General features: G+C 70.8%; 8 protein-coding genes. 4 read left to right on the forward strand and 4 right to left on the reverse strand.

Translation table 11 applies throughout. The features are described from left to right. Window positions 1-71 precede the first annotated feature (71 nt). On the reverse strand, window positions 72-2,180 hold the full coding sequence (locus RR3_RS20815) for a thiamine pyrophosphate-dependent enzyme (RefSeq protein ID WP_064066502.1): 2,109 nt from the start codon (window positions 2,178-2,180) through the stop codon (window positions 72-74). Window positions 2,181-2,308: 128 nt separating this feature from the next. Between RR3_RS20815 and RR3_RS20820 the strand changes: the two genes are divergently transcribed. Beyond that, window positions 2,309-3,283, forward strand: a complete 975-nt coding sequence (locus tag RR3_RS20820; protein ID WP_010593503.1) for an HAAS signaling domain-containing protein — start codon at window positions 2,309-2,311, stop codon at window positions 3,281-3,283. A 6-nt stretch (window positions 3,284-3,289) separates the two neighbouring features. Here the strand turns inward: RR3_RS20820 and RR3_RS20825 are convergent, their stop codons facing one another. Continuing rightward, entirely contained in the window at window positions 3,290-4,021 is a 732-nt protein-coding gene (locus tag RR3_RS20825; RefSeq protein ID WP_010593504.1) for an HNH endonuclease family protein, read from the reverse strand. Continuing rightward, complete coding sequence (locus RR3_RS20830) at window positions 4,021-5,043, reverse strand: beta-ketoacyl-ACP synthase III (RefSeq protein ID WP_010593505.1); 1,023 nt, start codon at window positions 5,041-5,043, stop codon at window positions 4,021-4,023. Before RR3_RS20830 ends, RR3_RS20825 begins: the two co-directional genes overlap by 1 nt. 262 nt (window positions 5,044-5,305) lie before the next feature. Between RR3_RS20830 and RR3_RS20835 the strand changes: the two genes are divergently transcribed. From RR3_RS20835 to RR3_RS20845, 3 genes are all read left to right on the forward strand, one after another. Next, window positions 5,306-6,364 carry a glycoside hydrolase family 183 protein gene (locus tag RR3_RS20835; protein ID WP_225222666.1) on the forward strand — a complete coding sequence of 353 codons (1,059 nt, stop codon included), beginning with the start codon at window positions 5,306-5,308 and terminating at the stop codon, window positions 6,362-6,364. A gap of 30 nt (window positions 6,365-6,394) precedes the next feature. After that, window positions 6,395-7,003 carry a class I SAM-dependent methyltransferase gene (locus RR3_RS20840; RefSeq protein ID WP_017679809.1) on the forward strand — a complete coding sequence of 203 codons (609 nt, stop codon included), beginning with the start codon at window positions 6,395-6,397 and terminating at the stop codon, window positions 7,001-7,003. Window positions 7,004-7,104: 101 nt separating this feature from the next. Then, complete coding sequence (locus RR3_RS20845) at window positions 7,105-8,940, forward strand: acyl-CoA dehydrogenase (RefSeq protein WP_017679808.1); 1,836 nt, start codon at window positions 7,105-7,107, stop codon at window positions 8,938-8,940. A gap of 98 nt (window positions 8,941-9,038) precedes the next feature. Here RR3_RS20845 and RR3_RS20850 read toward each other — a convergent pair. Further along, window positions 9,039-10,995 (reverse strand): VanW family protein (locus RR3_RS20850; RefSeq protein WP_371851045.1); only part of this gene is annotated, 1,957 nt, incomplete at its 5' end.

Here is a 10,995-nt window from a genome sequence, read left to right on the forward strand (position 1 = left end):
GCGGACCACGGCCCACCGACCGGGGCCCACCGACCGGGGCCCACCGACCGGGGCCCACCGATTGGGCGCCGCTACTCGGCGGCCGCGCTGACGACGTCGTCCTCGGACAGCAGCACCTCGGCCGCCGCCGGGCCGAGCGGCACGAAACTGTCCCGGCTGGTGACCCGCGAGATCCGGCCCCGGTAGCCCGCGTCCACCAGCGCGGTGACCACCGCCTCCGACACCCCGCCGCTGCGCCGCGTCTCGTCCACCACCAGCACGCGCGGGAAGGACTGTGCGCACGCGAGGAGTTCCGCCAGCGGCAGCGGGGCCAGCCACTGCAGGTCCAGCACCGCGGCCTGCACACCGCGCGCCGACAGCCGACGAGCCGCACGCAGGCTCATCCGGACGCCGTTGCCGAACGTCACGAGCAGCACGTCCTCGCCCGTGCCGTACACCCGCACCGAACCGGGCTGTACCGCAACGGAATCGGGCGGCTCACGCCACAGCCCGTCGCCCTCGTCGTACAGGTCGCGTTCGTGGTACAGCGCGATCGGCTCGAGAAACACGCACACCCGGCCCTCGCTGCGCGCGAGGTGCACGCAACTGCGCAGCAGTGCCCCGGCGACCGACGGGCGGCTCGGCACCGCGAGCACCAGACCGGGGATGTCGCGCAGCACCGCGACGGAGTTGTCGTTGTGGAAGTGCCCACCGAACCCCCGTTGGTAGGCGAGGCCGGCGATGCGCACCACCATCGGGTTGCGGAAGCGGCCGTCGGAGAAGAACATCAGGCTCGCCGCCTCGCCGCGCAACTGGTCCTCGGCGTTGTGCAGGTAGGCCAGGTACTGGATCTCCGGAATCGGCAGCAGGCCCGTCACCGCGAATCCCAGTGCCGTGCCGAGGATCGTCTGCTCGTCGAGGACGGTATCGAAGACGCGCCGCGGCCCGAATCGGCGGAGCAGGCCACGCGTGAGGCCGTACACCCCGCCCTTCTCGGCCACGTCCTCCCCGAACACGAACGATTCCGGGATCTCGTCGAGAATTCCGGCGAGCGCGCCGTTCACGGCCTGGGCGAGCGTGCAGGGCTCCGTCGTCGCGGGCTCCGGCCCGTCCGGAACCCGGTGCCGGCCGTGCATGTGCAGCGGCCGCATCACCTCGGCGGCCGACCCCAGCCGGGGGGCATCCGCGACGGCGTCCACCTCCGCGGCGACGACGGCGCGCACCGCCTCGTATCGTTCGAGCACCTGTGCGGGGGTGAGCGTTCCGTGGTCGACGAGGACACGTGCGGTGGCCAGCAACGGATCCTGGGCGTAGTCGGCGGCGATCTCCTCGCGGCTGCGGTACGCGGTCTCGGCGTCGGAGCCGGCGTGGCCGAGGAACCGTACCGCCCTCAGATGCAGCACGGCCGGTGCGCGTGCGGTCCGGACGGCGACGAGCAGGTCCGCGACGGCCGCGAGCACCCCGACCGGGTCCGCGCCGTCGGCCGCGCGGTAGCTCACCCCCGGGTACGACGAGAGGGCCCGTTCCGTCCAGCCCTCCGGCGTGCGGACACTGATGCCGAGCCCGTTGTCCTCGCACACGAACAGCAGCGGCAGCGGCAGGCCCCGGTACGCGCAGTAGGCAGCCGCATTGAGCGCACCGACCGCGGTGGAATGGTTGGCGGAGGCGTCCCCGAAGCTGCACAGCACCACCGAATCCGCGGGCCACGGGCACTGCAGGCCCAACCGGGACGCGCGGGCGAGGGCGAACGCCGCCCCCACCGCGCGCGGCAGATGGGACGCGATCGTCGAGGTCTGCGGGAGGATGTTCAACTCGGCGTTGCCGAACACCTTGTGCCGGCCGCCGGAGATCGGATCGAGCGTCGAGGCGGCGCACCCGGCGAGCACGTCCCGCACCGGCGTCGTGCCCGGCACCTGGGCCGCCCGCGCGGCGTAGAAGGCACCCGACCGGTAATGCAGCAGCGCCGGATCGGTGACCCGCGACAGCAGCCCCAGCGCGGCGTTCGCCTCGTGGCCGGACGAACCGATGGTGTAGAACCCGGCACCGCGTCGCTGCATCTCGCGGGCCGCGAAGTCGAGGTGACGGGACTGCAGTTGCGCGTCGAAGTACCGCAGCACCGGTTCGTTCGACGCCTGCCCGGCCCCGGCGCTCCAGCCGCGGACGGTGGCGGTGAAGTACTCGTCGAGCGGCTCGGCCGTCATCGCGCTGCCCCACACCCTCGCAGGTCCTGCCCAATACTGTGTACCGGCACAGTACCGCCCGGCCCCGGGCGGCGCGGGTCGTCGCGCCGGCCGCTCGCGGGCCGGCACCGAACGAAAGGAACACCGGGATGTCCACCCGCCTCACCGACGGGGAACTCGTCGAGCGGTACCTGCACGCCGTCCTCGTCCACCTGCCCCGGTCCCGGCGCGCCGAGGTGGCCGCCGACCTGCGCCGTCGCCTCGAGGACGCCGGTGCCGAGCACGAGACGCGTGCGGTGCTCGCCGACCTGGGGTCCCCGGAGGATCTCGCCCGCACCTACCGGGGCGCGCCGCGGCACCTGATCGGCCCGAGGTTCTACGACACCTATCTGCGGGTGCTGTGGCCCGTCGTCGGCGTGGTGGCGGCGGTGCTCGGCGGTCTGACCCTGCTCGCCGCCCTGACCGAGGCCACCGACCCCGCGGCCGCGCCCCTCGACGGCGCCGACGTCGTGTGGGACGCGATCGATGCGGCCCTGACCGGCGGTGTGTACGCCGCCTTCTGGGTGACCGTCGTGTTCGCGGTGATCGAACGCACCGCGCCCGCCGGCACGGATCTCGGGCGGTGGGATCCGGACGATCTGCCCGCGGTGCCGCACGGCCGGGAGATCCCGGTCGGGGAGGCGGTCGCGGAACTGGTGTTCGCGGTGGTCGTGCTGATCGGGGTGGCCGGTCTGTCCCCGTCGCTGGCGCCGTCGTTCTTCGGTGCCGGGTACGAGGCGCTCGACCCCAGTTTCACCGACCGGCTGGTGCCCGCGATGGTGGCCGTCGCGGTGCTGTGGGTGGTCTCGGCGAGCGTCGCGCTGGCCGTGCGCAGCTGGACGACGGTCGTCACCGCACTGTCGGTGGTCTCCGACCTGCTCGCTGTCGCGGTGGCCACGGCCGTGCTCGTGCACCGGCCGTACTTCTCCCCGCAGTTCCTGTCCGACCTGCGCGAGCGCGCGGGCTCGGACCTGACGGCTCAGCTGAACCTCGCCGTCGGCATCGTGTGCATCGTGGTGATCGTCGCCTCGGCGGTCGGGGTGGTGACGGCGGTCCGCAAGCACGTCGCGCACCGCCGCGCCTGAGACCGGTCAGCAGGTGGCCAGGACGCCGGCCATCGCATCCTTCTCGTCCGGCGTGATCCACAGTCCGTACTCGGCCTTCACCTCGATCTGCCGGGAGACGTAGGTGCAGCGGTACTCGGGGTTGGGGGGCAGCCACTGCGCCGCGTCCTTGTCGCCCTTGCCCTGGTTCGTCGGTCCGTCGACGGCAAGGAGGTTCCGGGGATCGTTCGCGAGATTCTTGCGGGCCTGTGCGTCGAGCAGGCGCGCACCCTTCTCCCACGCGTCCGACAGGGCGACGACGTGATCGATCTGCACCGCCGACGACGTGTCCACCCCGCGCCGGAAGTAGATCTCCCGGCCCGTGTACGGGTCGTACAGGGTTCCCGCCTCGACGGTGCACTCCTTCGTCACCGGTGCCAGCTTGATGTTCACCAGATCCCGCTTCAGGACGTCGTTGCGGGTGTCGCAGCCGTTGCGCCCGCCCGCGACGGTCACGTCGTCGGTCCACGCCGGCCCGAACAGCGCACGGTCGTACCCGCCGGAGGGGTCCGGTTCCCGCACGGCGAGGCTCTTCAGCAGTTCGACCGCCTCGGCGGCGGCGGCCGACGACGGGGCCGGGACGGGCGCCGACGTGGACCCGCCGGGACCCGCCTCGTCGCCGCCGTACGTCTGCTGGAGGACGACGAAGGCGACGAAGGCGAGCACGTAGGCGAGCAACCACAACCAGCGACGACGACCGGTCGAGTTCGCCGCGGCCACTACTGCGCGAGCTGCGGCATCTTCACGACCTGCCCCGCGTAGGACAGTCCGGCGCCGAAGGCGAGCAGCAGGGCGAGCCCGCCGGGCCGGACCTGGCCGGTGCGCAGCATCTTCTCCATCGCGAGGGGGATGGACGCGGCGGAGGTGTTGCCCGTTTCGATGATGTCGTCGGCGACGGCCACCGTCTCCGGCAGGTCGAGCTGCCGGACGATGACGTCGTTGATGCGCAGGTTGGCCTGGTGCGGCACGAACGCGTCGAGGGCGGCGAGTTCGACACCGGCCTTGTCGGCGACCTGGCGGGCGATCTTCCCCATCTCGAAGGCAGCCCAGCGGAACACCGCGGTGCCCTCCATGATGATCCAGGGCCGCTTCTGATCGGGGTTGTCCGCGAAGCTCACCCAGTCCGGTTCCTGGCGGATGGCGTCGGCCTGGGAGCCGTCCGACCCCCACACGGTGGGACCGATACCCACCTCGTCGGACGGGCCGACGACCACGGCACCGGCGCCGTCGCCGAAGATGAACCGCACCGAGCGGTCGGTGGGTTCGGTGGTGTCGCTCATGCGCTCGACGCCGACGACGACCACGTAGTCCTCGGTCCCGGTGCGCACCATGTCGGACGCCACGCCGAGCGCGTAGCAGAACCCGGCGCACCCGGCCGAGATGTCGAGAGCGGCCGCGCCCCCGGTGCCCAGGGCGTGCGCGACCAGCGCCGCGGACTGCGGCGTCTGATTCGGGTAGGTCGAGGTGGCCACGATGACGGCACCGACACGATCACCGGTGATGTCGGCGGCCTCGAGCGCCTTGCGGGCCGACGCGATCGCCATGTCCACCACCGACTCCTCGGGGTGCGGCTTCGCGAAGCGCCGTTCCTTGATGCCGGACCGCGACTGGATCCACTCGTCGCTCGAGTCGATCTGCTGGCAGATCTCGTCGTTGGTCACGACCCGCTCGGGGCGGTGCACGCCCAGCCCGAGCAGTGCGGTGTTCCGCAGCGGGGCGGGACCGGCGATCTGTGCACCCATCAGGCGAATCTCCTCTGCTTCGTGCACTGCTCGTCAGTGCATCGCGTCCCTGACACGGTAACGCGCGCGCGAATCGTAGCGGAGCCCACCCGTCGGCCCGGGCCTCGTGCGAGTACCGCCAGGACACGCCGACGGACACCGAAGGACGTGTGACGGTTGTCACTCGCTGTTACCGTCTGTGGCCGTGCACACACGTAATGGGGGTTACCGACGTGCCTCGTTCCGAGTCGGGGTCACCGCACTGACCTGTGCGGTCGTCGCCCTGGTCCCGTTCGCGGGCACCTCCGCGGCGAACCCGAACGCGATCAATCCCATCCCGGGCCTCAACGGGGTCAACGGCCTGCCGGAGTTGCGCGGCCGCACCCAGGTGGTGGCACAGCAGACCGGGATGCTCAGCACCAACCGCACCCAGGATCTGAACGTCCTGGGCACCGACCTGGGCGTGATGTGGGACAACGGGCGCGGCCAGGTGCTGACCGCGTTCGGTGACACCGCGGGCCTCGGCGTGCCCAATCTGCTGTCGGGCAGTATCTGGGCCTGGCGCAGCAGTTCCCTGTTCCGCAGCTCGGACCGCCACCTCGCCGACGGGATGACGTTCGACAGCGCGGCCCGCGACTTCTTCGGCCAGGCCAAGGAACTCGTCCCGAGCCCGAAGATCCCGTTCGTGGAGATCAGCCGGATCCCCACCGCGGGGATCGCCGTCGGCGACACCCAGTTCCTGAGCCTGATGTCGGTGAAGAACTGGGGGCCGGCCGGTTCGTGGGAGACCAACTTCTCCGGCCTGGCCTTCTCCCACGACAACGGGGAGAACTGGACGGTGGCGCCGCAGACCGAGCGGCCGAACGCCGACGGGAACCGGAACTTCCAGATGGGCGCCTTCGTCCGGCACGGCGGCTTCGTCTATCAGTACGGAACCCCGCCCGGTCGTGGCGGGCCGGTGCACCTGGCACGGGTACCGGAACAGCAGATCCTCGACCTCGCGGCGTACGAGTACTGGGACGGCGGCGCGTGGGTCCGCGACGTGAACGCGGCGCGCCCGGTGATGACGGGTGGTGCGGCGGAACTGTCGGTGCAGTGGAACGACCACCTCGGGCAGTTCGTCCTGCTGACCACCGACGCGCACAACTCCGTCGTGCTGCGCCGGGCACCGTCGCCGACAGGGCCGTGGAGCGCGCCGGAGGTCGTCCTCGACACCCGCGAACTGCCGACGGCGTACGGCGCGTACATCCACCCGTGGTCGTCGGGCCCGGACCTGTACTTCCTCACGACCGTGCACCAGAACTACAACGTGCTCCTGCTGCGCACCACGCTCCACCCCTGACCCGCGCGGCGTCCGGGCTACCGTGCGTCCATGGACGCACGGGAGTGGGATGCGCGGTACGCGAAGAGCGAGACGGTGTGGGGGGTACCGCCGAACCCGGTGCTCGTCGAGTTCGCGACGTCGCTGCCGCACGGCCGGGCTCTGGATCTGGGCTGCGGCGAGGGCCGGCACTCGCTCTGGCTGGCCACGCGCGGCTGGGAGGTGACCGGACTCGACTTCTCCCGCGTGGCGGTGGACAAGGCCCGGGCGATCGCGGCGCAGGCGCCACGGCGGGTGCGCGAACGCCTGACGTACGAGTGCGCCGACGTGACCGGGGCCACTTTCGAGGCTCGATATGATCTCGTCCTCTCGGCCTATCTCCATTTCCCTCCACCACAGCGACGGGCATTGATCGACAATGCGATCTCGGCCCTGAAACCTGATGGAATCCTCATATTTCTGGGCCACGATTCGCTCAATCCCACCGAGGGTGCCGGCGGTCCCCGGGATCCCGAAATCCTCTACACCCCAGCAGATGTCGTCGCGGAGATCGATGGCCGACTGCAAATCCGGACCGCCGAACGAAGAATGCGGGAAACGGACGCCGGAATGGCGATCGACGCGTTGGTGGTGGCCCGCAAACCAACTCTTGGCAGTTAGTTGCCCGACGGGTAACATAGGCGGATGTTACCGACGAGTAATAACTTGGGCGGTACTCGAACACAGCTTGACCGCACCATCTCACTGGGAGTAGCGCAGACATGGGCCATTACAAGAGCAACCTCCGGGATCTGGAGTTCAACCTCTTCGAGGTGCTGAGGATTCAGACGCTCCTCGAGGCCGGGAAGTTCGGCGACCTCGACGAGGAGACCTCTCGTGGCATCCTGGCCGAGGTGAAGACCCTCACCGAGGGCCCGGCGGCGGAGTCCTTCGCCGAGACCGACCGCACCCCTCCGGTCTTCGACCCCGAGACCCACTCGGTCTCGCTGCCCGAGGGCTTCAAGAAGGCGTTCAACTCCTGGTACGAGGCCGGCTACTGGTCCATGGGCCTCGAGGAGGAGATCGGCGGAACGCCCGCACCGCGCGCCCTGAGCTGGGCCGTCAACGAGATGATGCTCGGCGCCCAGCCGGCCGCCTTCATGTACGCCGCCGGCCCCTCCTTCGCCGGTGTGCTCCACGCCAACGGCACCGACGAGCAGAAGCAGTGGGCCGCGACCATCGTCGAACGCGGCTGGGGCGCCACCATGGTGCTGACCGAGCCCGACGCCGGCTCCGATGTCGGCGCCGGCCGCACCAAGGCGATCAAGCAGGACGACGGCACCTGGCACATCGAGGGCGTCAAGCGGTTCATCACCTCGGCCGACTCCGACGACCTGTTCGAGAACATCTTCCACCTCGTCCTCGCCCGCCCGGAAGGCGCCGGCCCCGGCACCAAGGGCCTCTCGCTCTTCTTCGTCCCGAAGTTCCACTTCGACTTCGAGAAGAACGAGATGGGTGAGCGCAACGGCGTGTTCGTCACCAACGTCGAGCACAAGATGGGCCTGAAGGCGTCCGCCACCTGCGAACTCACCTTCGGCGGGCACGGCGTCCCGGCCAAGGGCTGGCTCGTCGGCGAGGTCCACAACGGCATCGCCCAGATGTTCGACGTCATCGAGCACGCCCGCATGATGGTGGGCACCAAGGCCATCGCGACGCTGTCGACCGGTTACCTCAACGCCCTGGCCTACGCCAAGGAGCGCGTGCAGGGCGCCGACCTGACCCAGATGACCGACAAGACCGCCCCCCGGGTCACCATCACCCACCACCCGGACGTGCGACGCTCGCTGGCCATGCAGAAGGCCTACGCCGAGGGTCTGCGCGCGGTCTACCTCTACACCGCCGCGCATCAGGACGACGTCGTCGCCGAGCAGATCTCCGGTGCCGACCACGAGCTGGCGCACCGCGTCAACGATCTGCTGCTGCCGATCGTCAAGGGTGTGGGCTCCGAGCGCGCCTACCAGTACCTCACGGACTCGCTGCAGACGTTCGGCGGCTCGGGCTTCCTGCAGGACTACCCGATCGAGCAGTACATCCGCGACGCGAAGATCGACTCCCTCTACGAGGGCACCACCGCGATCCAGGCGCAGGACTTCTTCTTCCGCAAGATCGCCCGTGACCGCGGCGTCGCCCTGGCACACGTGACCGGCCAGATCCAGAAGTTCCTCGCCTCCGACAGCGCCGACGAGCGCCTCAAGTCGGAGCGGGCCCTGCTGGCCACCGCGCTCGAGGACGTCCAGGCCATGACCGCCACCCTGACCGGCTTCCTCATGGGTGCTCAGGAACAGCCCACCGAGCTGTACAAGGTGGGCCTGGGCTCGGTGCGGTTCCTGCTGGCCGTCGGTGACCTGCTCATCGGCTGGCGGCTGCTCGAGCAGGCCGAGATCGCCCTCGCGGCCCTCGACGCCGGCCCGGATTCCAAGGACAAGGCGTTCTACGAAGGCAAGGTCGCCGTCGCCGGCTTCTTCGCCAAGAACGTCCTGCCCGAGCTGACCGCCGTGCGCAGCATCGTCGCCAACGTCGACCTCGACATCATGGAGCTCGACGAAGCGGCCTTCTGAGCCGGCTCTCGGGCGGAACCGAGTACGCAGACAGAAAGCACTGTGCCCTCCCGTCGCACGACGGGAGGGCACAGTGCTGTGTGCAGGGACTGCCGCGGCTACTCCGTATCGGCCGCAGTCGGCGATGCCGCCGCGGGCGCCGCGGCAGGAACTTCCTCCGCCTCGTCCGCGCCGCTCGGCGCAGGCTGCGGGGTCGTCGTCACGGCCGGGCGCGCGCCGGCAGGTTCCTCCGCGCCACCGCCGGGCGTCTCCGCCTCACCGGGTGTCGGCTGCGACGGTGCGGCCGGCGCCGACTCCCGCTCGGGCTCCGGCTCGGCGCTGACGCAGCGCACCACGGGCACCGGGTCGTAGCGGACCGTGCGGGTGGTGCTCGAGATCTGCCGGCCGCTGGCCGCGTCGGTGATGATGCGGGTGTCGCTCACCGTGAACCCCTGCGCACCGCTCGACGGGATGCATCCCGGCCCGGCCGGCAGGGTGATCGTGTTCGGTGCCGTGAAGTTGGTGCGGGAACCGGTCACGGACTCGACGTCGACGGTCTTGGTGCCCCAGATCCGCACCGTGATGTCCGACGACGTGCCGATCGCCTGGATCAGCACCCCGGTGTCGGAGGGATTGCGGAACTTCAGGTCGATCGCGCCCTCGTAGACCGTCGCTTCCCGGGCCGCCGGGTACCGCGAGATGTAGTAGCTGTGCTCGGTGTGTTCGACGTCCTCCATACCGGCGAAGTACGTCGCGTTGTACAGGGTGGTCGCGAGCTGGCTGATGCCGCCGCCCACGGCCTTGGACGGGCGCCCGTTGTTGATGATCCCGGACTCGACATACCCCTGCGCCGCGCCGCGCGGGCCCGTGTAGCCGTTGAGCGAGAACGTCTCCCCCGGCTTCACCAGCGCACCGTTGATCTCCGACGCCGCCAGGCGGATGTTCACACCCGACGCGTACTCGAAGCCCCCGGTGGTGAACTCACCGATCACCTCGCGGATGCCCAGCTTCTCGGCGGCCTCCGTGGTCAGCGCCGGCTCGGCCGGCTTGTACACGGCGTCGGTCACCCGCTCGCCCGGCGCGGCCAGCAGCTGCGGCAGCGACTCGAGACTCACCGGCCAGTCGACGAGCTCGCCGGCGACCGACGGGATCACCGTCGGGCCGCCGCCTTCGAGCACGATCCGGGCGTCCTTCGGCTCGACCTCGGTCGCCGCCAGTTGCGGCCGGAGGATCTCCGTCGCGGCCTCGATCCCGTACTGCGGGGACAGGCCCCCGTTGCCGTCCGGCACGAAGGTCAGCACGGCGCCGATCCGGTCGCTGGGCAGGGTCGCGACGGCCCCGTCCCGTCCGCGCACCGTCACGTCGCCGGCGACGGCCGGATCCGCGACCTCCCGCAGTGCGCGCTCGAGTCCCTCGGGCGTGACCGTCACGTCGACCGTCTCGACCGGGAACTCGACGTCGCCGAACGCCCACCGCTCGGCGAACAGGTCTGCGGAGGCCTCCGCATCGAGGGTCTGCCCGGGCAGCGGCGCCACCGGCACCGGCGTGGCGCCGTCGAACACGAGGTTGCCCTCGCGGGGTGCACGGTCGGCGACCGCACGCACGCCGCCGATCGCGGCCGACAGCGCGGCGTCGTCGCGGGTGGACACGACACCGATCTCGTCACCGCCACCGAAGAACGACGTCACGCGGGTGATCGGATCGAGCGGCTGCGATCCGATGCGGTCGAGGGTGTGCTCCCAGTCGACGTCCAGACCGGCCTGCGCCGGCACGATCTGCGCGGTCACGTCGCCCGCGGTGACGGTGACGGGCTCGTCTGTGCGCGGACCGAGTTCGGCCCGCAGGATCTGCTCGGCTTCCGGAACCGACCGTCCGCCGATCTCGATGCCGGCAACGGTGACGCCGCGCGGAACGTTCCCCGAGGAGACGACGAGGTCACCGACATAGAGGGCCGCGAGCACGGCGAACACTCCACCGGTGACGAGGGCGATGCGGCGCCAGGGCGGGCCGCTGTCGCCCCCGGGTCCGGTGGGCGCCGGCTCCTCGGGTGTGGGCCCGGCGGGCGGGGGCCCGGCG

Origin of the sequence: Rhodococcus ruber NBRC 15591, assembly GCF_001894945.1 — a bacterium.
In the GTDB taxonomy this organism is placed as follows: Bacteria; Actinomycetota; Actinomycetes; order Mycobacteriales; family Mycobacteriaceae; genus Rhodococcus; species Rhodococcus ruber.

Coding starts and splice junctions, on each gene's coding strand:
- RR3_RS20815 (WP_064066502.1), bottom strand. CDS start 2,180: ATGACGGCCGAGCCGCTCGACGAGTACTTCACCGCCACCGTCCGCGGC.
- RR3_RS20820 (WP_010593503.1), top strand. CDS start 2,309: ATGTCCACCCGCCTCACCGACGGGGAACTCGTCGAGCGGTACCTGCAC.
- RR3_RS20830 (WP_010593505.1), bottom strand. CDS start 5,043: ATGGGTGCACAGATCGCCGGTCCCGCCCCGCTGCGGAACACCGCACTG.
- RR3_RS20840 (WP_017679809.1), top strand. CDS start 6,395: ATGGACGCACGGGAGTGGGATGCGCGGTACGCGAAGAGCGAGACGGTG.
- RR3_RS20845 (WP_017679808.1), top strand. CDS start 7,105: ATGGGCCATTACAAGAGCAACCTCCGGGATCTGGAGTTCAACCTCTTC.